Genomic DNA, 22354 nt, shown 5'->3' on the forward strand with positions numbered 1-22354 from the left:
GGGCGATCCGGGTGGGAACAGCGCGCGGTCGCTGCGCGTTGAGTCGGACCCCATTGCCAGGTGAGCCGCGCCATGAAAACCGCATCCCCGCAGGACCTGCTCAAGGACTACAAAGCCAAGCGAAATTTCGCCAAGACGCAGGAGCCATCCGGCGACGGACCCGCGGGCGAAAAGTCGGACCGCGGCAGCTTTGTGGTGCAGAAGCACGACGCCACGCGGCTGCACTATGATTTCCGGCTGGAGCTCGATGGGGTGCTCAAGAGCTGGGCGGTGACCAAGGGGCCGTCCAACAATCCCGGCGACAATCGGCTGGCCGTGCGCGTGGAAGATCATCCGCTCGAATATGGGGGCTTCGAGGGCACTATTCCCGAGGGAGAATATGGCGGGGGCACGGTGATGCTCTGGGACCGGGGCACCTGGGAGCCGCTGGGCGATCCGCATGAGGGGCTGGAAAGCGGCGACCTCAAGATCCGTCTCTTCGGCGAGCGGCTGAAGGGGGAATGGGTGCTGGTCCATATGAAGGGGCGCGACAGCAAGCGCAAATCCGGGCCGGACCGGGAAAACTGGCTGCTGATTAAGCATCGCGACAGCTATGCGCGCGACAAGGACACGCTGACCACGCGCTTTACCCGATCGGTCGCCACGGGGCGCGACTTCAAGGGCATTGCCCGCGGCGCCGAGGCGAGCAAGGACAGCGATGTCGAGCCCGATGCCGTCTGGCATTCCGACACGGAAGAGGCCGAGAAGACCGACCAGAAGACCCGCACAATCGAGACCAAGGCCGCAAAGCCGAAGAAGGGCAGCAAAGCCCCTGGTTTCCGGCCAGTGCAATTGGCAAGCCTTGTCGACACCGTGCCTTCGGGAGAGGACTGGCTGTTCGAGATGAAATATGACGGCTATCGGTGCCTAGCCGCCGTCGCGGGGGACGAGGTGAAGCTGTTTACCCGCAGTGGGCTCGACTGGACCGACAAATTCGGTTCGCTGGTGGCGCCGCTGCAAAAGCTCGAAATTGGGTCGGCGCTGATCGACGGAGAGATCTGCGCCTTTGACGCCAAGGGACGGACGGATTTTTCGACGCTCAAGAACGTGCTGTCCAATGGCGGACGGCTGGAGTTTTTCGCCTTCGATCTGCTGGAAGCCGATGGCAAGGATCTGACCAAGCTGCCGCTGATCGAGCGCAAGGAGCGGCTGGAAAAGCTGCTCGAGAAATCGACGCGGACCGATGCGGTGCAATATTCCACCCATGTGCGCGGGCAAGGCCAGAAGGTGCTCGATGCCCTGTGCGAGGGAGGGCATGAGGGGGTGATCGCCAAGCGGGCCAAATCGACCTATCGGGGCGAGCGCACCAAGGACTGGCTCAAGATCAAATGCCTGAAACGCCAGGAATTCGTCATTGGCGGATTTTCACCCTCGACCAAGCGGCGGGGATTTGCCTCGCTGCTGCTCGGCACCTGGGAGAATGGCAAGCTGCTCTATCGCGGCCGGGTGGGCACGGGGTTTTCCGACAAGCTGCTGGGCGAACTGGACGAGAGGCTCAGCGCTCTCAGCCGCACGGATAGCCCTTTTGCCGCCGTGCCGAAGGAAGCGCGGAAGGCCAAATGGGTCGAGCCGCAAATGGTGGCCGAAATCGCCTTTACCGAAATGACCGAGGACGAGGTGCTGCGGCACCCGTCCTTTATTGGCCTGCGCGAGGACAAGGCGGCCGAGGAGGTCCACTTGGAAGAGCCTGCATTGGATGGTGCAGCGATTGCCGATGAACTGGATATGCGGCTGACGAGCCCCGACCGGGTAGTCGATCCGACGAGCGGAGTGACCAAGGGAGATCTCGTGGCCTATTACGCCGCCGTAGCCGAGCGCATGCTGCCCTATGTTTCGGATCGGCCGCTGAGCCTGGTGCGCTGTCCGCAGGGGCGTTCGAAGGTTTGCTTTTTCCAAAAGCACGATACGGGCGGCTTTCCCGAGGAGCTCAAATCCACCCCGGTGCCGGAGAAAGACGGCGAGATCGCGGACTATTTCTATCTCGATAGTCTGGAGGGCCTCGTCGCCGGGACGCAGATGAATGTGCTGGAATGGCATATCTGGGGATCGAAGCGCGGTGACGTCGAGCGGCCGGACCGGCTGGTGTTCGACATCGACCCTGACGAGGGGCTCGATTTCTCCCATGTCGTGGCGGCGGCGAAGGATATTCGCGACCGGCTGGCCAAGATGAAGCTCAAGAGTTTCGCTTTGATCTCGGGGGGCAAGGGCGTGCATGTGGTGGTGCCGCTGGTGCCGAGCGCCAAGTGGGAAGAGGTGAAGGAGTTTTGTCGGAGCTTTGCGCAATCGCTGGCCGAAGACGAGCCGGACCGGTTCACCGCCAATCTCTCCAAAGCCAAGCGTAAGGGGCGGATGTTTATCGACTATCTGCGCAATGAGCGGGGATCGACGGCGATTTCACCGTTCTCCGTGCGGTCGCGTCCAGGCGCGCCGGTGGCCATGCCGGTGAGCTGGGAAGAGCTGGATGAGCTTGAGGGGGCAAACGTCTTTACGATTGCGGAGGGGATCAAGCGGGTGAAGGCGGACGACCCTTGGGCGGATTATTTCAAGACCAAGCAGAAGTTGAAGATTTAGGGATTTTGGTTGGCGGAAAAGGATGGATTGCCCGGACGAGCAACCGTGGACATCACTGTTGGAATGCCGGTTCCTGTCGGGCGATGGCGTTGAGGATTGTGATGAGTTTTCTCACCGTTGCGATCATGGCGAGTTTGAAGGGTTTTCCGCGCAGGCGCAGTCTTTGATAGAAGCCGCCGAGAACGGGGTCTTTCACCTTGATGGCGCTGAGCACGGCCATGTAGGCGATATCGCGCAGATGTTTTCGTCCGCCAAGACAGCGGCCGTTGCGATCCGATGCGCCCGATTGGCGGGCATAAGGGGCAACGCCGATGAGTGCTGCGGCCACCTTGGCGGAGACCTTGCCGAGCTCGGGCATGTCGGCCAGTAAGGCGATCGCCAGAACCGGACCGACGCCGGTCACCTGCCGCAGCCGCGCCTGGCGCTGCTGGAGCTGGCGATTGTCGGCGAGAAGGGCAGTGATGGCCGCTTCGATGCGTTTGATCTCCAGGGCGATGGCCGCCAGACGCTCCTCGATCAGGCTGCGCACAAGCGGCTCGTCGATGGTATCGAGCTGACTGACAAGGCCGCTCTTTTCCGCAACGATCCGCCGCCGATGGGCTGTGAACGCGCTCAGCCTTTGTCGGATCGGATCAGACACATAAGGGGTCAAGCTGGCGCGCACGGCCTGCAGATAACGCGCGATCAGAGCGGCATCGATCTTGTCGGTTTTGGCCAATTGGCCGATACCCCGCGCGTAACTGCGGATCCGCGCCGGGGCTAGAACATGCACTTCAAGGCCAGCGGCATGCAGGCTCTCGGCCACGCGGGCTTCATAGCCTCCCGAGGCTTCGAGCCCGATGGCCAACGGCCCCAGTCTGGCCAGGCGCTGCGTCAGCTCGGCGAGCGCCTCCGGTCCAGTGCTGCAACGCCAGGATTTGCCAGCGGGATGGGTATGAACGTCCAGATGCGTCTTGGAAACGTCGATGCCAACGAAGAGGGTGTCGTGTATCATGACCTTGCTCCCAGGCTTGTGGTGCGGGCAACAGCCCGATCAACCGTTCGGGGTCAAAGGGAGCAGACAGGGCCTTGCTCGTCCTCGGCTGTGACAAACCAGCCGGACAAAACGGCCTCCTGACTGCATCAGCCGGGATGCGCAACCCGGCTGATGCCACCACTAAAGCACAGATCCTCCACACAAGCCGGGCAATGACGATGGGCAGGTGATAGAGGTCCCCCCACCCCAGCCTTGCTTCGGCCAGTTCACTGGTCATTGGCCTCGATCCCTTTCAGATAGGCCAGCGTCTCCAGTTCATCGCGGTCCAGAAACGGTTTTGTGCGGACGCCTTTGGGGCGGATGAGGCGCCCCTCTTCCCAGTCGGCGATGACGCGCGGGTGGACATAGCCGGAGCGGCAGACGGCGCGCGTGTTGCCGAGACGCTGGCAGATGGTGTCGAGGACTTCGTTGACCTGGCGGGCGCGGCCGGTTTTGGTTTCGGCCCGCTCCATTTGCGAGAGCAGGTCATATGCGCCCACGGTGGCGGACCAGGTGCGGAAATGTTTCGAGCTGAACGTCCCGCCGGCACGCTCGGAAATATAGGCGTTCACGTCGCGCGAGGTGATGGGGTGAACGCCCTCCTCGTCTTCATACTGGAAGAGATGCTGGCCCGGCAGGTCCTGCAGGTTCGACACGATGCGGGCGATGCGCCGATCGGTCAGCTCCAGCTTCCATTGCTTTCCCGATTTGCCCTTGAAACGGAAGCGTACGGCCTTGCCGGCGATCTCGACATGGCGGTTGCGCAGGGTGGTCAGGCCAAAGCTCTTGTTTTCCTTGGCATAGCGGGAATTGCCGATGCGGATGAGGGAATTGTCGAGGAGCCAGACCACCGAGGCGGCGACATGGGGCAGATCGGTGCGACGGCGCCTGAGGTCCGCCTCGACCTGTTCCCTTATGCTCGGCAGGACCCTGGCAAAGGACAGGAGCGAGCCGAACTTGGTCTCGCTGCGGTGCTGGGTCCAGCGCGGATCATAAAGATATTGCTTGCGGCCGCGTTCGTCACGACCGGTAGCCTGAAGGTGGCCGTCGGGATCAGGACAAATCCAGACCTCGGTCCAGGCGGGCGGGATGACCAGCGCCTCGATGCGCTGGCGGTCCATTGCCTTGAGTGCCTTACCCGCGGCGTCGAGATAGGCGAAGTGGTCGCCGCGCCGGATGCGGCGCCACCCCGGCTCGCTGTCGGATGAATAGATCAGCTCTTCGGGGGGCACCACATCCGTGATCATCGCAGCTCCGTGCTTTGTTGTGTCGGGTTACAGAATAGCAAGCTGACGGTTCTCGAGCCGCCGCCCATAGGCATCGCGCGTCGTGATCTTGTCTTCGAGCGCGGTGATGACGCTGTCTAGGAAATTGGTGCCGTACATTTCGGAGGCGTTGTTGAGGCCGCCGGGGCTGAACACATTGATCTCGAGGATCTTGTCGCCAACAATATCGAGGCCGACAAAGAACATGCCGTCCGCGAGGATTTTCGGGCGCACGGTTTCGGCGATCTCCAGCATTTTCGGAGTGATCTCGACCTTGGCGGGCCCACCGCCGACATGGACATTGGAGCGAATTTCGCCCTGTGCCGGTACGCGGCGGAAAGCGGCGTAGTGGCCGTCGCGGATGATTGGCTTGCCGTTCATCAGGAAGAAGCGGACGTCGCCCTCGCTGGCCTCGGGGATGAAGCTCTGGGCGATCAGATAGCCCTCCTCGCTCACCGCCTCGAAAATCTGGTTGAGGTTCGGGTCCTTGGCGGAGGTGACCTTGAAGACATTCTTGCCGCCCGAACCCTGCAGGGGCTTGACGATGGCGCCCTTCTTTTCGCCGTCGATGAAGCTGCGGATCTCCTCGACGCTCTTGGAAATCAGCGTCTTGGGGCGGACGACGGCAGGATAATCCTGGAAATAGAGCTTGTTCTGCGCCTTGGCGAGACCGTCGGGATCGTTGAGCACCAGCGTGCCGCGCTCGGCGGCGAGGCGCCCGAAAATGGTGCCGATATTGGTCGCCCAAGGACGGTCGGAGCCATCGAGCGAGGGATCATTGCGCAGGAACAGCACGTCGATCTCGGAGATGTCGTAGGTTTCGACCCGGGTGTCGCGCGAGTGGAGGTCCTTGTGCAGCGTTTCGGGTTTTTTGTAATTGGCGGCAGGCAGCACTGTTGCGCGCACCGAGAGCGTATCGTCCGGGCGGAGGACGAAATCGCCGGGGGTGACGTAGCAGATGTCATGGCCTCGCATCAGCGCGGCGAGGGCGAGGCCGGTGGTGGTGTATTTGGCCGATTCACCGGCGATGGAATTGACGAAAAATGCGATGCGCATGAGGTCTCCTAGGACGCTATGAGATCTATGGGGGCGGCGCCGCTCTTGAGCCGATCGAGGCGATCGGAGGCACCGGGCATGGTCAGAAATTGGGGAACGAGACGCGGCGCACCGAGGAGACCGCGCGCGGCCAGCTCCTGGATGATGCCGAAGTGGCTGGCGGCGATCTTGCCGAGCCAGAAGGGGTCGAGCGAGCCGCCATTGCCCAGATGGGCGAGGATTTCGAGGAGGCCGCGGAGGTAGATCGCGTCCTTGGCGAGACCGCCGCCGCGATAGACGCGCAGCAAGAGGTTGAACGCACCGCTGTCGGAGAAGCCGTGGGTTTTGGTAAGAAGGGCGAAATTATCGGGGAAGCGCGCGCCATCGAGCATTTCTGCACATGCCAGCACGCGGGCGGCGATGAGGCGCAGACGCGAAATGGTCATGCCGCCGGCAAGATATTCGGCGAGAACCGCGAGGCCTTCCTGCGTGCCCTCATAACCGGCAAGGCCGGTGCGGAAGAGCCGAAGGCCATGGCCCGAGCCATTGAAATAGGTGAGCATGTGAACGCCCACTTCGTGGCTCAAAAGCGGTTCGACGCGGGCACGATCCATGGCGGTGCTGCGGGAAATCAGCAGCCGCCCGTTGGAGACCATGAGCCCGCTCGGCAAGTCGTCGCGCACCTCGACTGGCGTCGCAAAGGCGCTCGACTGTTCGGCATAGCGCGCGATCATGGCGCGGGCGCGCTTTTCGACGAGGCGATAGTCGGCGGTCTCGGCCGGAGATTTGCGGGCGCCGGGCTTTGTCTTTTCGAGGATAGAACGGGCAGCGGCGAGGAGGCGAGGCTCGACCGAACCATAGAGCGCTCGGCCCAGTTCGATAAAGCGCGGGGTTTCACGCGCCGCGAGCAGTGAAAGCTGGAGGTCGAGCTCCTGCTGCTTTTCGCGATAGAGCGCGCCCAGAACCGGGTCCTCGAAATGGTCGAGTGCCACCGAAAAGAGCGCGCGCTTGCTGTCCTCCACATCCACCGAGAGAGGACGATAGAGAAAGGCCGGGGCACGCTTGAATTTGCCGGCCTTGAACTCCGCCCAGGCTGCCTCGGCGTTGATCGGGGTGACGGCGAGGAGGAAATCGAAGCGGGTGGCGATATCGTCTATGGCGCGGTCGGCGCGGGCGACGGCATCGACGTATACGCGTCGGCCCAGCGCGCGATGGGTGGGCGGCTTGAGGCTGGTGGTGGCGCGGGCGAAGGCGGCGACGCCCTGAAGGCCCGCGTCAAATATAGCGGCGACCAGCCGTTCGTGCAGATGCGGATAGATTTCGCCGGTCCCCGGCGCCCGATAGATGGGGGCAAAGCGGATGGTGACCACGGGAAACTGCGGGAGTTTTCGCGCGAGGCCCGCATGGGGATCGTCGTTGAGCGCCAGCTTCCGGATCTGGGGCGCACGATAGCGGGCGCCCAATGCCTCGACGGCGCTTGAAATGGTCGACGCCAGCGTGTGGCCGAGGCCATCGTCAGGGGCGGAAACCGACACTTCGAACGGGGCAAGATAGGGCGCGTCCTCGGCGAGGTCGTCGCGCTCGAGTTCGCCGATATCGAGGATAAGGAAAGCACCAAACCGCTGCTGCATGGCCGAGCCGACGCTCGAGGCGACGGCGATGGCGTCAGTCCTGGTGCGGGCGATGAGATAGGCGGTATTGGCGGCGGTCGCCTGGCGCGCGGCCAGTTCGCTGCGCTTGCCGACATGGACGGCGAGATAGGGCATGGGGCGATCGAGATAGAGCCGCCCCTTGCCGCCGAGATCAAGGCGGATGGGGGTCTCGCCGGCCAGGGCCTCGGTGACCTCTTCGATCAGCGCCGCCCGGGGGCCGGTGCTGCTCATGGCCGTGCCCCGAGACGCTCTTCGAGAAGTGGCAGGCTGGCGCGGATGGCCGCCTGCAGATCTGCAATGGCCTCGGCGTCGGGTGCACCGGTCAGCTCATCCATGAAGATCTTCTTGAACTCGACCGCGATGGCGCAACCCGTTTGAGGGAAATGCTCATGCACGAAGCGGGTCTGTTCGCCCTTGCCGTCGAAGGCGATGTTTTCGCGCACATCGAGCCGGCGTCCGAGGAAGGGCTGATCACGGAGGCATTCCATGAAGGGATCAAGAATATGGGCCCAGCGGGCGCGATCCATAGAGAAGGTGCCGATATTGATATCCGGGGCTTTTGCCGGATCGGTTGCAGGCGCGTCGGCCCCGCCACGGCGATGGTTGTAGCTATGCATGTCGAGGAGGACGAACGCCCCGTGCTCAGCCTCGATATCGACCAGCGTGCTTTTCAGCATGGCATAATAACTGGCGTGCTGGCGGGCTAGGCGGTCGAGCTGCACGGCGTCAGGGGAGGTTTCGTAGACCTTCAGCCCCCAGGCCTGTTCGGGCCTCAGATAGATTGCCTCGGCGAGGGCGCGATTGAGATCGAGCTCGAAGCGCGAGCGATGGACACTGATGCGGTTGTCGATGTCGGCGATGAAGCGGGCGGTGAAGGGGTCCTCTTCGCGCAGACGCCCGGGTTCATCAAGAGCCATGCGCGCGAGGAGATCGTCGCTGACGATATGGCCATCATGAATGGCCGTGCCGATAAGGGGGGAGCGGCCGCGCGTGAGGGTCCACAGGGCCTGGTTGCGGTGCGGTTGCGCTGCAAGTCGTTCGGTGTGATCCATGTGGCCGATAACGGCCGGGATCGGCGGGAGTTCCGGGGAGAGCGGAAGCAGGGCCTGATTGGCCCTGCTCCCAGGGTTTGTTAGCGGACAGCTTCGGCAGCAGCGATGGCAGCCATGTTGACGACGCCGCGGCTGGTGGCGCTGGGGGCCAGGATATGGGCCGGCTGGCGCGTGCCCATCAGCAGCGGGCCGATGGCCAGACCATTGTTGAGCTCCTTGATCAGCGTCATCGAGAGGTTGGCCGCTTCCAGGTTCGGGAAAATAAGCAGATTGGCTTCGCCGCGCAGGACCGAGTTCGGGATATAGCGGTCGCGGAGGCCCTCATTGATGGCGAGGTCGCCCTGCATTTCGCCATCAACCACGAGGTCGGGGGCCACGGCCTGCAGCTTTTCGTAGACCTCGCGCATCTTCCAGCTGGTTTCGCCTTCGCGCGAACCAAAATTGGAATAGCTCAGCAGCGCCGCCTTGGCCTCGAGATTGAAGCGCTTGAGGTGATCGCGGGCCTGAAGCGTGATGGAGACAATCTCGTCGGCCGAGGGGTCGATGTTCACATAGGTGTCGGCGAGGAAAAACACGCCGCGATCGAGCACCAGCATGGACAGGGCCGAGAGCTGGCTGGCTTCGGCCGAGAGCCCGATGACCGACTGGATGTCGCGGGCGTGCTTGATGAAGCGCCCTTCGAGCCCGCAGATCAACGCATCGGCTTCACCGCGGCGCACGGCCAGGGCACCGATGACGGTGGTGTTGGTGCGCACGATGGTGCGGGCGGTATCCGGAGTGACGCCCTTGCGGCCGACGAGGGCATGGAAATCGGCGACATAGTCGCGATAGCGCGGATCGTCCTCGGGATTGATGATCTCAAAGTCCTTGCCCGGGCGGATGGTAAGGCCGAAACGCTCGAGGCGGCTTTCGATGACACTGGGACGACCGATGAGGATTGGACGGGCGATGCGGTCTTCGAGCAGGACCTGGGCGGCGCGCAGGACGCGCTCATCCTCGCCATCGGCGAAGGCGACGCGCTTGTCCTGGCCCTGGGCGCGCTCGATCATCGGCTTCATGACGAGGCCGGAGCGGAAGACGAAGCGGTTGAGCTGGTCGTGATAGGCGCCGAAATCGGCGATCGGGCGCTGGGCGACACCGCTCTCCATTGCCGCCTTGGCGACAGCCGGAGCGATGCGCAGGATGAGGCGCTGATCGAAGGGATTGGGGATGAGGTAGTCGCGGCCGAAAATAGCGGGCACGCCGTGGGCCGAGGCTTCGAGACCGGGCTCGTGGGCCAGCTTGGCAATGGCGCGGGCGGCGGCGGCCTTCATGTCCTCATTGATGACCGTAGCGCCGCAATCGAGCGCGCCGCGGAAGAGGAAGGGGAAGCAGAGGACGTTGTTGACCTGATTGGGATAGTCCGAGCGGCCGGTGCAGATCATGGCGTCGGGGCGGGTTTCGCGCGCCAGTTCCGGCATGATTTCCGGGGTCGGATTGGACAGCGCCAGGATCAGCGGATTGGGCGCCATGTTCTTCATCATTTCGGGCTTGAGCGCCCCGGCCTTGGAGAGGCCGACATAGATATCGGCGCCGTCCATGACTTCGGCCAGTTCGGTGGCCTCGGTCTCCTGGGCAAAGGCACCACGCCAGCGATCGACATTGTTGTGGCGCGCCTTGGTGACGAGGCCCTTGCTGTCGGCCAGCCAGATATTTTCGCGGCTGGCACCGACGGCGATCAGCATGTTCATGCAGGCAATGGCGGCGGCGCCGGCGCCCGAGGTCACGATCTTGACCTTGGCGATGTCCTTGCCGACAAGCTCCATGGCGTTGAGCACGGCGGCGGCGACGATGATGGCGGTGCCATGCTGGTCATCATGGAAGACCGGGATGTTCATGCGCTCGCGCAGGGCTTCCTCGATCTCAAAGCATTCCGGAGCCTTGATGTCCTCGAGATTGATGCCGCCAAAGGTCGGCTCGAGCGGGGCAACGATATCGATGAAGCGCTGGGGATCCTGCTCGTTGACCTCGATGTCGATGGAGTCGATGCCAGCGAATTTCTTGAAGAGGACAGCCTTGCCTTCCATCACCGGCTTACTGGCAAGAGCGCCGATATTGCCCAGGCCCAGAACGGCTGTGCCGTTGGAGATGACGGCGACGAGATTGCCCTTGGCGGTGTATTTATAGGCGGCTTGCGGATCGACGGCGATTTCCTCACAGGGGATGGCGACGCCGGGAGAATAGGCCAGTGACAGGTCGCGCGTGTTGGCGAGCGGCTTGGTCGCGACGATCTCGAGCTTTCCGGGGCGCGGATATTCGTGAAAGTGAAGTGCCGCGGCGTGTTGGCTCGGCTTGTTGTCGTCGACCATTTCTTCTCCTTCGGGCGCTTGCCCTGTCTTGTTCTTGATGCTGCCGATGCAGCAGCCCATGTGCGTGCGGCCTCCCGCCGAACGCCGGGCACTTTGACCCTACATTAAGCTAAAGGCTTACGACTATTGGACTATAGGCGAAGCTAGGGGAGGAGCGCGCGCAGGATACCAGCCGAAAGGATGGCAATTATGACGGTCGGAAGGATGGGTAGCCGCGTGGCCGCGAGGATGGTGATGGCCAGCGCGATGAGATCGGCGGGGCGGCCGGTGACGAAGTCAGGCGCGATGACGGAGATGAGCACGCAACCGGGCGCAGACTGCATGACCGTGACGAGGCGCGGGCTCAAAGTGCGGTTGCGCAGGAAAAAATAGCCGGCGATGCGGGTGAAATAAGTGGTCGATGCCATCAGCACGATGGCAAGAATGGTGATGGGCTCAGGCATCGGGCTTGGCCCAGATATAGGCTGCGATGATGCCGGAGAGCGCGCCGGCGGGCACATACCAGGCGCCGGGGACGAGGAGATAGGTGCCCGCGCCGACGACGAGGCTCACGAGCCAAGGCCGGGCCGTCGCCACGCCCTGCCACATGCCGGAGAGCATGACGAGGAAGACGGCGGGAAATGCCATGTCGAAGCCGAAGCGGGTGATATCGCCGAGGACCGGGCCGATCAGCGCGCCGATGGCGGCGCTGGAGGGCCAGGAGAGATAGAGCCCCAGCGAGAGGCCGATATAGAATGGCAGGCTGAGGACGCCATTGCGCTTGCGCGCGTCGTCGAGACCGAGCGCCCAGCTTTCGTCGCACATCAGCGCCAGCGCCGGCAGCACCTTTCGCAAGGGCAGATGGCGCATGGTGGGGGCAAGCGCCGCGCCCATCAGGATGTGGCGGCTGTTCACAAGCAGGGTCAGCGCGACGATGAGCGGAATGGTCGGCGGCCAAGTCCAGAGATCGACGACGGTGAACTCGGACCCGCCGGCGAAATTGAGCCCGGTCATCAGCGCGATTTCGAGCGCGGAAATGCCTTTTTCGGCGGCCTGCGAGCCAAGGACCAAGGCAAAGGGGATGAAGCCCAGGAGGACAGGAACCGAAACCCGGAGGCCGCGGAAAAACTCGCTGCGCGCCGTTTCGGGCGCGGTGATGGTATCGGTCATTTCTTGGTGGCGACCCAGATCAGGTGACGGGCGCCGCCGCGCTTGCCATTGGCGCGCACCGGCAACTCCTCCACGTTCATATTGGCTGACTTGAGGCGCTTGGTGAATTTGGCGTCCGGGTGAGCCGACCAGACGGCCAGGTGACCGCCGCGCGTCAGTGCCGTCTTGGCGACCTCCAGGCCACGAGCACTGTAGAGCCGGTCATTTTCCGGGCGCGACAGGCCATCGGGGCCATTGTCGACGTCAAGGAGAATGGCGTCGTAAGACCCGCCTTCGGTGATCGCCGTGGCGACATCGCCCAGATGGAGTTTGACGCGCGGGTCATCGAGGCTGTCGCCGTGAATGGGTTTGAGGGGGCCACGGGCCCAGTCGACAACAGCAGGCACCAGCTCGGCGATGGTGATATCGGCGTCGGGGCCGAAATGCTGGAGGGCCGTGCGCAGGGTGAAACCCATGCCGAGCCCGCCGATAAGGATGCGGGCGCCGGGACGGGTGCCGACCCGTTCGGCTGATATGACGGCCAGCTGCTCCTCGGAGCCGCTGAGGCGGCTGTTCATCAGCTCGATGACGCCGGACATGATGGAGAACTCGGTGCCGCGCTGCATGAGTTTGAGCACGCCGCCGCCGGGAACAGCGGTCTCGTCCAATTTGATCCAGGGCAGCATGAAACTCGTCCTTATTCGGCTTGGCGTCCTGCCTAGTGCGGTTAAGCGGCAAAGCCAAGCCGAGGACGGCAGAATTTGAAGAGCCGGGCGGTTAGCGCCCGGCCTGTTGCGCCATCAGGAGCGCGCCGATGAGGCCGCTGTCGTGGCCGAGGGTCGCGGCAACGAGTTCGGGCCGGAAGAGGTCGGGCTCGCCAGCAAGGTGAGTCGCGACGCGCTCGAGATATCCGGGGGCGAGGCCGATGCTGCCACCGATGGCGACGCGGTCGAGGCCAAGGATGGAAGTCAGGTCAGCGACGAGGGTCGCGACGGCGCGGGCGGAGCGGTCGATAATGGCCTCATAGGCGCCGCTCTCGAACACCGCGCGGGCGTCCGGCAGATAGGCGGCAGCGGCGATGCCGCGACCACCGGCCACGCTTTCGACCGTGCCGAAGCGGCCGGAGCCACAGAGCGTGTCGCCCAGCGGCGAGGAGACAAAGCCGACATGTCCGGCGAGGCCATTGGCGTTTTCGATCAGCCGGCCGCCGAGCACGAGCCCGCCGCCGATGCCGGTCGAAACGGTGAGATAGGCGAAATTATAACTGCCCTGCCCTGCGCCCAACTGGGCCTCGGCCCAACCAGCGGCGGCGGCGTCATTGACGGCCTTGGTGCGCGGGCCGAACCGGGCGGCGAGTTCCGCGCCCAGCGGAGCGGACGTAATGGCGCTCAGCGTCGTCTTATTGACGGCGTGCCAATTGCCCTCACGGTCGACGCGACCGGCAACGGCGACGCCCAGCGGCTCGCCCGCCTTGTAGCCAGCTTCGGCCAGCAGGGTCTCGATGGCGATCAGCTGATCGGCCAGCGCCGCACCGGCGTCCGTCGGCTGCTGCAGGCGGCGGGTGACGACGCCGTTCTCGATCTGGGCAACGGCGGTCTTGGTGCCGCCGAGATCGACGGCGAAACCATCAAGGCTCATTTGGCGCCCCGGATGGCATCGGCGAACCAGGAAGTGACGTGCTCGAGCCGGGTCAGCGCGCTACCGACGGTGACGGCATCGGCGCCTGCGGCCATGGCGGCAGCGGCAAGCTCCGGGGTGTTGAAACGGCCTTCGGCCATGACGAAACCGCCCAGCGCCTTGAAGCCGCGGATCAGCTCGAAATCGGGGCCGTCATTGAGCCCTTCGGTTTCGGCGGTATAGCCGGACATGGTGGTGCCCAGGATCTGCGCGCCCGCGGCCAGAGCGATGCGGCCATCTTCGAAGGTAGAGCTGTCGGCCATGGCGATCTTGCCGGCGCCGAGAATGGCTTTCAGAATGTCCTTGCGGCTGTCCGGACGCGGGCGATTGGTGGCGTCATAGGCGATGACGTCAGCACCGGCGTCGGCCAGCGCCAGCGCTTCGGCGATCCGCACGGTGATACGCACCGGGGTACCGTCGAGGTCGGATTTGACGATGCCGATGATCGGCACGTTCACATGCGGGCGGGTGGCGCGAAGGTTGTCCACGCCTTCGATGCGCAGGGCTGCGGCGCCACCGGCGACACAGGCCTGGGCCATGGCCGCAACGATCTCGGGACGATCCATCGGACCGTCATCGACGGGCTGGCACGAGGCCACGAGGCCTCCACGGATGCGGCTGAGAATGTCCACGCTGAAAATGCCTTCTATGGAAAGAGTGCCGGCAGCACCCGGATGGATGCTGCCGGAATCGGTCAGCAGATTAGGCGATGAGGCCCAGATCGCGCACGATCTTTTCGATCGCCGAAACGGTAGGCGCATCGAGATCCTTGAGCGGGGCGGTGTTGGTGGCCGAGCTCAGGAGGCCACGGGCTGCCATTGCGACCTTGAAGGCGCCGATGCCGGTTACGTCGCCCGAATGCCCCTTGGGGACGAAGACGATCTCGAACAGGGCATTGATGAATTCCTGTTCCTTGACGGCAGTTTCGAAATCGCGCGCTTCGATGGCATTCCAGAGGCGGACATAGGAGGCCGCATCGACATTGGCGAGACCGGGCACGGCGCCATCGGCACCGGCAAGACCCATGGCGTCGACCACGACTTCGTGGCCGGTGAGCAGGGTCAGCGGGCTGCCGGCGGCCTTGTTCATGGCAATGAGGCGGCGGAAGCCGACGTCGTCGCCCGAGGAATCCTTGACGCCGACAATGACGCCTTCCTTGCCCAGCTGGACCAGCAGGCTGGCCGAGAGCTTCTTGTGGGCGCGGACCGGGATGTCATAGGCAAAGAGCGGAACGCTGATGGCCTTGGCGACGGCGCGGAAGTGGTCGGCGACTTCTGCTTCGTCATTGATGGTGTAGAGCGGCGGGGTGATGACGATGGCGTCTGCACCGGCTTCGATGAAGGCCTTTGCCGAACGGATGACAGTGTGGACCGAAAGGTCCATGGCGCCAGCAATGACAGGCACGCGGCCGGCCGTAACCGTCGCGATGGTCTTGATGACGGCGAGGCGATCTTCGTCGGAGAGGTAGGCGACCTGACCGCTGGAGCCGAGGGCGAAAATGCCGTGAACGCCCTGGGAGATGAGGTGTTCGACAAGGGCGGTGAGATCGGCATGGTTCACCGTACCATCGGGATTGATGGGGGTAACGATGGGGGGAATGATGCCGCGGAAACTATGCTTGGACATGCTTTAGGGGACCAGTGGTCAGGGGGAGGAGAAGGAGGGGATCAGGCGCTCTTGGCATGCAGCAGGCTGGGCGCCGCCGCCAGAAGGGTTCTTGTGTAGTCCTGCGAGGGCGAGCCCAGCACCTGCGCGCCGGGGCCGAACTCAATGACCTTGCCGCGGTTCATCACGGCGATATCGTCCGAGATGTGCCGCACGGTCTGGATGTCGTGGGAGATAAAGACCATGCCGAGATCGAGCTCGCGTTTGAGATCCTGCAGGAGATTGAGGATCTGGGCGCGGACCGAGACGTCGAGCGCGGAGGTCGGCTCGTCAGCGACGATGACCTGCGGCTCTAGCGTCAAGGCGCGGGCAATGGCGACGCGCTGCTTCTGGCCGCCGGACAATTGGGCGGGAATGGCGTCGAGCACGGACTGCGGCAGGCCGACCAGGTTGACCAGCTCGGAGACGCGAGCCCTACGGCTCTGGGCATCGCCGATGCCGTGGACATTGAGAGGGTCGGTCAGCGCATCGCGCACCAGCATGCGGGCATTGAGGGCGGTTGCCGGGTCCTGGAAGACGACGGAAACGACGCGGCCAATGCGCTTTCGGGTGGCGGCGTCGAAGTTTTTCACCTCTTCGCCGCCGAAGAAGATCCGGCCGGCGCTGGGCTTGAGCAGCCCGATCAGCACTTTTGCGGCGGTCGACTTGCCCGAACCGGACTCACCCACCACGCCGAGCGTGCGTCCGCGGTGGACGGCGAGCGAGACATGATCGAGGGCGCGCAGGGCGACCGGCTTGAACAGCGAGGAGCGGATGCGGAAGTCGACGCAGACGTCGCGCAGTTCGATCAGGGCACTATCGGCAGACTTGCTGGTGATCGCGTTCATGCGTGGGCCTCGATCGGCTGGACAATCTCGTCATCGGGGTGAGCGGCGTAGAAATGCTCGGTGCCCGGGATCTGGCGGAAGACGGGGGTGACGCCGGCATTGCGCGCGGGATTGGACGAGCGCGGGGCGAAGCGGTCGCCCTTGGGGAATTCCCGCGGCGAGGGCACGGTGCCGCGCACCTGATGCAGCCGGCTGGCGCTGGCCTCAATGCTGAGCACGGCGCCGAGCAGGCCACGGGTATATTCGTGGACCGGCTGGGTGAGGATTTCGCGGGTCTTGCCCTGCTCGACCATCTGGCCGGCATACATGACCGAAATGCGGTGCGAGATTTCGGCCACCAGCGCCAGATCGTGCGAGACGAAGAGCATGGCAAAGCCCAGTTCCTCGCGCAGGCGATTGAGGAGGTCGACCACCTGCTTTTGCACGGTCACGTCGAGGGCCGTGGTGGGCTCATCGGCGATCACCAGCTTGGGGTTGCGCGTCAGGGCCATGGCGATGAGGACGCGCTGGCGCTGGCCACCCGAAAGCTCGTGCGGATAGGAATTGAGCGTGCGGGTGGGGTCGAGGCCAACCATGGTCAGCAGGTCCTCGGCGGAGCGAGTGCCGCCGCGCGAGGTGAGCTGGGCCATTTGCGAGCGGATCAGCATGGCCGGGTTCAGCGAGGACAGCGCATCCTGATAGATCATGGCGATGCCCTTGCCGCGTAGGGCATTGCGTTCCTTCTCACTCATGGTGAGGAGGTTCTTGCCCTCAAAGAGGATCTCGCCGCGAATGCGCGCCTTGGGATCGAGCTGACCCATGATGGCGAGCGAGGTAATGGACTTGCCGCAACCAGACTCCCCGACCAGCGCCACGGTCTCACCGGGGCGGACGGAGAAGGAGATATTGTCCACGACATCGACATTGCCGTGGCGCGGGAAGCCGATGGAGAGATTGCGCACTTCGAGGATGGGCGCGACGGTCTCGTCCATTGTGAGGCGGTCGGTGCGGGCCAGTTCGACCCGGCGGAGTTCGGCGAGGCGTTCTTCGAGGAGCGCGGAGCCGGCGGCATCAGCAGTTTCCTCGGCCTTGGGGGCTTCGAGCTGTTCGATGGCGGCTTCGACCTCGGCCGCATTGACCTGGGCACGGGCGCGCGGAGCGGCCATGGCGTCGGTCATCCCCTCGGCGAGGACGTTAAGCGCCAGCACGGTGACGGTGATCAGCGCACCGGCAAAGAGCGTCGACCACCAGGCGCCGGACATCACCAGCTGACGACCGGATGCCATGACATTGCCCCAGGAGGGTTCGGGGTCGGGGACGCCAGCCTGGATGAAGGAGAGCGAAGCCTCAAAGACGATGGCATCGGCCACAAGGATGGTGGCGAAGACCAGCACGGGCGCAATGCAGTTGCGGGCCACATGCTTGATCAGGATATGCGGTGTCGAAGCGCCCATCACGCGGATCGCGGCGACATAGTCTTCGCCATACTGGCCGATGATATTGGCGCGGATGACGCGGGTGAGCTGGGGCACGTAGAGGAAGGCGATGGTCAGCACCAGCACCGGCATGGTCTGGCCGAAGACGGTGACGAACACCACAGCGAGTGCAATGCCGGGGAAGGACATGACCATGTCCAGCACGCGCATCAGCACTTCGGAGACCCATTTGCCCGAGGTGGCCGCAATGGCGCCGAGAATGGCGGCGGCCACGAGAGCTACTGCCGTCGCCGCCAGACCGATGATGAGCGAATAGCGGGCGCCATAGACGAGACGGGAAAAGATATCCCGGCCCTGACGGTCAGTGCCGAACCAATGCGCGGCGTCAGGACCGGCGGGACCACGGGTGAGGCCGGTGGCCAGCGGATCGTAGGGCGCAATCAGCGGCGCAAAGATCGCGCCAAGGCAGACCAGCACCAGCACGCCTAGGGCAAAGCGGGAGGTCAGCGACAGCTGGCGCAGCCCGGAAAGCGCAAGGCCAGGAACGGAAAGCTTTTTAGTGGTTTCGGTTCTGATCACGTCAAATATCCCGGATGCGCGGATTGACCAGCACGTAGAGCAGGTCGACGATGACGTTGATGACGATAAAGGCGATCGCCACGGTGAGGGTCACGCCCTGAACCAGGTTCGGCTCGTTGTTGGTGACGCCATTCATGATCAAGATCCCCATCCCGTTGATGTTGAAGATGATCTCGATGATGACCGCACCGCCCATGAGATAGCCGATGCGCAGGCCCAGAACGGTGATCGGGGTGATGAGCGCATTGCGCAGCACATTTCGGCCCACCACGACATGGCGCGGGATGCCGGCGCCGAGCGCGGTGCGGACATAGTCCTTGTCCAGCTCTTCAACCACGGCGGTTCGTACCACGCGGGAGAGCTGGCCGATCACCGGCACGGCAAGCGCCACGGCCGGCAGGAACATGCGCATGAACCAGCCACCGAAATTGCCGAACATGCCCGGCAGGCGTCCGGCGGTCGGCAGCAGCGAAAAAATGCCCACTTTCTGACCGAGCAACTGGATCAGCAGCACAGCCAGCCAGAAGGATGGCGTCGACAGCGAGGCAATGGAGAAGATGCGGATGACCTGGTCGGGCCAGCGATCGCGATAGATAGCGGCGATAACGCCGAGCAGCAGCGAGAAGACGACGGCGATGATGAGGCCGAGGAAAGTCAGCTGCAGCGTGATGGGGAAAGCGCGCATTACCTCGTCGATGACGGGGAGCTGGCGGGCCGAATATGTGCCCATGTCGAACTGGAGCAGGCCGCCGACAAAGGAGACATAGCGCGTCAGGAGCGGCTCGTTGAGGCCGTGCAGTTCGCGATATTGCGCCCGCGCCTCGAGCGAGGCGCCCTCGCCCAGCGCCGTGATCGCAGGATCGACGCTCGAAAAGGACATGACAAAGAAGACGAGGAAGGTGATCCCGAGGATCATGATCGGCAATTGCACCAGACGGCGCCCGATCAGGTTGAGCACATTTAGCATGGCCGTCCGGCTCGCTTTTCAGTTGCAGGGAACCTGCCAGGCTCCGGGTATGCCCCGGAGCCTGAAGTTTTCAGATCAGCTTATTTCTTGACGCCAACGTCGAGGAAGGAGAGGCCAGTCGTTGGAACCGGGGCAAAGCCTTCAAGTTCTTCGGCGCTCCAGGCAGTCGGCAGCTGACGGTGCAGCAGCGGATAGAGCGGAACCTCGACCGAGATCAGGTCCATGGCTTCGTTCCACTTGGCCTGCTGCTCTTCACCCGACAGACGCAGGGCGTCGTTGAGCAGGGTCGTCAGCTCGGCATAGCCTTCGCTTTCAGCCCAGCGGTAGCGCGTGGTCGGCCAGATGTTGTCGCCAAACCACCACTGCATCAGGATGTCAGGGTCGTTGCCGAACACAGACGGATCGCCGGGGGCAATCATCACCTGCATCTCGCCAGCGTCCACCTTCACATACTGACCACCGGACTGGCCGATATCGAGCGTGGTGTTGAAGCCAACGGCATCAAGGGATTCCTTGATGATCGGCGCCACGTCCTTGACCCAACCATGGTCGGTGCTCATCAGCGTGATGTCGACGCTTTCGAGGCCAGCTTCAGCCAGGAGGGCCTTGGCCTTTTCCGGATCATTGCCGTAGACGTTTTCGGCGCGATGGTAGTTCGGGTGGGTCTCGGGCAGGAAAGAGCTCGCCGCAGTGGCGTTATCCAGCATGCCGGTGCCGATTACCTTGTCCATATCGATGGCGTACATGAACGCCTGACGGACGCGCACGTCGTTGAACGGTGCGGTCTCGGTGTTGAACATGGCGAAGAGCAGACCAAACGACTGGGCCTTTTCGAGCTCGGCAACGGCAGCAACCGCGTCGACGTCGATATAGGGCACGTCTTCGATCGCCATCACGGTGCCCGAGTTCAGCGCGTTCACGCGAGCGGTCGGGTCAGCGATGAGGTTCCAGACCATGTCGGCGGCCAGAGCCGGACGGTTGCCGGTGTAGTCTTCGTTACGCTCGAAGACGATTTCCGCTTCCGGAACAGCCGAGATCAGCTTGTAGGGGCCAGTGCCGGTCGGGAGCTTGCCGAAGGCTTCCGGATCCGCCTCAACGAGAGCCTTGGGCACGATCTTGATCGAACCAATGCGCTCGTTGAACAGCGAGAAAGGGAATTTATTGGTGAACTTGACCGTGGTCTCGTCGACAACCTCGACCTTGTCGATGAACGACACGAAAGAGCGGAACAGCGAGTTGGACGCAGGGTCGAGCACGCGCTCGGCCGAGTAGACAACGTCTTCAGCGGTCACCGGGGTGCCATCATGGAAGACGGCGCCGTCGCGAAGCTTGACGATGTACTCGATGCCATCCGCGCTGGTCGGCATTTCGGCAGCCAGAGCCGCATAGGGCTCGCGGGTGACCGGATCGAGATCAACCAGGCCTTCCATCGTGTGCCAGTTGGCAGCAACCGTGACCGCACCCGAGGCGCTGAGCGGGTCGAACGTGCCGGACAGGCCATAGGCGATGCCGGCCTGGATGGTGGCATCGAGATCGATATTGTCGGTGGCGACCTGCGCCTTTGCAGCGCTCATCCCGAGAAGGGACATGGAGGCAAACGCCCCCGCAGCCATGAACAGGGCCCGACGAGATACGCCGAATTTGACAATACGCATGAATTCCTCCGTGACATCAGACGTCAGACGTCTACTATCTTCTCGCGTGCCCTTGCGCAAGCCTTGTATGCTAGCCCCAACCGTGGTCGTTGAAGGCGGGGACAAAATTGGAGGGACTGACAGGAACATGAGCGGACCGATCGACAGTGCACAGGCCCAGTCGCGCATGTTGCGCAGCACAACAGCCGAGGAAATCAAACGGCTGATTCTGCGCTCGGGACTGAGACCAGGCGATACGATCCCGACCGAAATCGAGCTTTGCCAGGAACTGGGCGTGTCGCGATCCTCGGTGCGCGAAGCCATCCGGACCCTCGCGACACTCGACATTGTTGAAGTGCGCCACGGCCTCGGCACGGTGGTCGGCAATATGAGCCTTGCACCGCTCGTCGAGACCCTCGTCTTCCGCGGCGTGCTTTCCCCGGGCGATGATCTTGAGGCCCTGCGGGAAGTGGTGGACCTGCGCTGCTCTTTCGACCTGGCGCTGGCCGACCGCGTGGTCGAAGCCCACGAGGGCCGGGTCAACACCAGTATGCAGGCACTGGTCGACAAGATGATGGACAATGCGTCACGCGGGGAACCCTTCCTCGCCGAGGACCGGCAATTCCACTCCGAACTCCTGGCGCCCGTCGGCAACCAGCTTGCCGGACAGCTCGTGGCAGCTTTTTGGGACATTCACTCGGCAGTGCTGCCCAAGCTCGACCTGGCGCTGCCCGCCGATATCCAGATCACAGCCAAGGCGCACGGCGATCTGCTGACCGCGGCCCAGCTGGGTGACCGCGAAGGCTATCGCCGCGCCGTTGTCGATCACTATGCCCCGCTGATGCGCATGCTGAACACACGCAAGACGTCGAACGCCCAGAAAGTGGCCAGCGCCGGCTGAGAGCGACGCCCGCCACCCTGCCCTGCCGGTTTTTCCGGACACTTGCCAAGATTGTGGCCAGCCGGCGCGTCTTACGAATAGCGCGACCAGAAGGCAGCCCATGACACAACGCTTCACAGACCTCTATGTCAGCCGGCGTCACCGCTTCAGCCTGGGCAAAGACCAGCAGACCGGCGGGCTCTATCTGTCGACCCCCATATCGGGCTCGGTCCGCGCGGTGGAATTCGAGGCCTATTTCCGGATCAGCGCCGAGGAATATGCGCGCTTCAGTGCCGATCCATCGCTCACCGAGAGTTTTCTCGAGGAGTGTCGCCAGCATCTGCATTCCGATCGATTGATTGGCTGACCGGCAAGACCTCAATTCGCCCGCTGCGAATCCAAGCGCGACGGTATGTCGCTTGGGGTATTGCCATTGCTGTAGGGATTGTCGCACCCCGGAGTGCGACATTTATGCACTCAACTTTAGTCGAATGTATCCTGTCATACGTTATGCATGTCAGGCGTGCAGAGCCGATTTCTCGAGCGGAAAAATCTGCCCTTAAATTGGCTATATCCGGGCATTTTTTGGGCAGGCAGTGGATCGT

19 protein-coding genes are annotated in these 22354 nt (G+C 63.4%); 3 read left to right on the plus strand and 16 right to left on the minus strand.

Features of this window, described 5'->3' with window-relative positions; translation table 11 throughout:
• Positions 1 to 72: 72 nt before the first annotated feature.
• Positions 73 to 2610, plus strand: coding sequence for a DNA ligase D (gene ligD, locus NYQ88_RS17715; protein WP_275652415.1), 2538 nt, complete (start codon positions 73 to 75; stop codon positions 2608 to 2610).
• A gap of 52 nt (positions 2611 to 2662) precedes the next feature.
• Here the strand turns inward: ligD and NYQ88_RS17720 are convergent, their stop codons facing one another.
• The 16 genes from NYQ88_RS17720 to NYQ88_RS17795 all read right to left on the minus strand — a co-directional run bounded on the left by NYQ88_RS17720 (position 2663) and on the right by NYQ88_RS17795 (position 20890).
• The gene (locus tag NYQ88_RS17720) at positions 2663 to 3604 is read right to left on the minus strand and encodes an IS110 family transposase (protein WP_275651579.1); all 942 of its coding nucleotides are present in this window, start codon (positions 3602 to 3604) and stop codon (positions 2663 to 2665) included.
• Between the two features lie 248 nt (positions 3605 to 3852).
• Positions 3853 to 4872 (minus strand): DNA topoisomerase IB, encoded by a 1020-nt coding sequence (locus NYQ88_RS17725; protein WP_275652416.1) that lies wholly within the window; start codon positions 4870 to 4872, stop codon positions 3853 to 3855.
• A gap of 27 nt (positions 4873 to 4899) precedes the next feature.
• The gene (locus NYQ88_RS17730; protein WP_275652417.1) at positions 4900 to 5946 is read right to left on the minus strand and encodes a glutathione synthetase; all 1047 of its coding nucleotides are present in this window, start codon (positions 5944 to 5946) and stop codon (positions 4900 to 4902) included.
• An 8-nt stretch (positions 5947 to 5954) separates the two neighbouring features.
• A complete protein-coding gene (locus NYQ88_RS17735) occupies positions 5955 to 7808 on the minus strand; it encodes a flavohemoglobin expression-modulating QEGLA motif protein (protein ID WP_275652418.1) in 1854 nt (617 codons plus the stop codon).
• Positions 7805 to 8629: an N-formylglutamate amidohydrolase gene (locus NYQ88_RS17740; RefSeq protein WP_275652419.1), complete on the minus strand. Its 825-nt coding sequence runs from the start codon at positions 8627 to 8629 to the stop codon at positions 7805 to 7807. The genes NYQ88_RS17735 and NYQ88_RS17740 overlap by 4 nt, the downstream gene beginning before the upstream one ends.
• Before the next feature lie 80 nt (positions 8630 to 8709).
• Positions 8710 to 10977, minus strand: coding sequence for an NADP-dependent malic enzyme (locus tag NYQ88_RS17745; protein WP_275652420.1), 2268 nt, complete (start codon positions 10975 to 10977; stop codon positions 8710 to 8712).
• A gap of 143 nt (positions 10978 to 11120) precedes the next feature.
• The gene (locus NYQ88_RS17750; RefSeq protein ID WP_275652421.1) at positions 11121 to 11420 is read right to left on the minus strand and encodes an AzlD family protein; all 300 of its coding nucleotides are present in this window, start codon (positions 11418 to 11420) and stop codon (positions 11121 to 11123) included.
• A complete protein-coding gene (locus tag NYQ88_RS17755; protein WP_275652422.1) occupies positions 11413 to 12126 on the minus strand; it encodes an AzlC family ABC transporter permease in 714 nt (237 codons plus the stop codon). The genes NYQ88_RS17750 and NYQ88_RS17755 overlap by 8 nt, the downstream gene beginning before the upstream one ends.
• Entirely contained in the window at positions 12123 to 12791 is a 669-nt protein-coding gene (locus NYQ88_RS17760; protein ID WP_275652423.1) for a hypothetical protein, read from the minus strand. Before NYQ88_RS17760 ends, NYQ88_RS17755 begins: the two co-directional genes overlap by 4 nt.
• Positions 12792 to 12882: 91 nt before the next feature.
• Positions 12883 to 13743: an ROK family protein gene (locus NYQ88_RS17765; RefSeq protein ID WP_275652424.1), complete on the minus strand. Its 861-nt coding sequence runs from the start codon at positions 13741 to 13743 to the stop codon at positions 12883 to 12885.
• On the minus strand, positions 13740 to 14414 hold the full coding sequence (locus tag NYQ88_RS17770) for a putative N-acetylmannosamine-6-phosphate 2-epimerase (protein ID WP_275652425.1): 675 nt from the start codon (positions 14412 to 14414) through the stop codon (positions 13740 to 13742). Before NYQ88_RS17770 ends, NYQ88_RS17765 begins: the two co-directional genes overlap by 4 nt.
• Before the next feature lie 70 nt (positions 14415 to 14484).
• A complete protein-coding gene (locus tag NYQ88_RS17775) occupies positions 14485 to 15408 on the minus strand; it encodes a dihydrodipicolinate synthase family protein (RefSeq protein ID WP_275652426.1) in 924 nt (307 codons plus the stop codon).
• 41 nt (positions 15409 to 15449) lie between these two features.
• Positions 15450 to 16274 (minus strand): ATP-binding cassette domain-containing protein, encoded by an 825-nt coding sequence (locus NYQ88_RS17780; protein ID WP_275652427.1) that lies wholly within the window; start codon positions 16272 to 16274, stop codon positions 15450 to 15452.
• Positions 16271 to 18268 (minus strand): dipeptide/oligopeptide/nickel ABC transporter permease/ATP-binding protein, encoded by a 1998-nt coding sequence (locus tag NYQ88_RS17785; RefSeq protein WP_275652428.1) that lies wholly within the window; start codon positions 18266 to 18268, stop codon positions 16271 to 16273. Before NYQ88_RS17785 ends, NYQ88_RS17780 begins: the two co-directional genes overlap by 4 nt.
• A 1-nt stretch (position 18269) precedes the next feature.
• Positions 18270 to 19235 (minus strand): ABC transporter permease, encoded by a 966-nt coding sequence (locus tag NYQ88_RS17790; RefSeq protein WP_275652429.1) that lies wholly within the window; start codon positions 19233 to 19235, stop codon positions 18270 to 18272.
• 80 nt (positions 19236 to 19315) lie between these two features.
• Positions 19316 to 20890, minus strand: coding sequence for an ABC transporter substrate-binding protein (locus NYQ88_RS17795; protein ID WP_275652430.1), 1575 nt, complete (start codon positions 20888 to 20890; stop codon positions 19316 to 19318).
• A gap of 127 nt (positions 20891 to 21017) precedes the next feature.
• On the opposite strand from NYQ88_RS17795, the gene NYQ88_RS17800 reads away from it, so the two are divergent.
• Positions 21018 to 21770, plus strand: coding sequence for a GntR family transcriptional regulator (locus NYQ88_RS17800; RefSeq protein ID WP_275652431.1), 753 nt, complete (start codon positions 21018 to 21020; stop codon positions 21768 to 21770).
• A 100-nt stretch (positions 21771 to 21870) separates the two neighbouring features.
• Positions 21871 to 22116 (plus strand): hypothetical protein, encoded by a 246-nt coding sequence (locus NYQ88_RS17805; protein ID WP_275652432.1) that lies wholly within the window; start codon positions 21871 to 21873, stop codon positions 22114 to 22116.
• Positions 22117 to 22354: the final 238 nt, after the last annotated feature.

It is taken from the genome of Devosia sp. SD17-2, assembly GCF_029201565.1.
Classification (GTDB): domain Bacteria; phylum Pseudomonadota; class Alphaproteobacteria; order Rhizobiales; family Devosiaceae; genus Devosia.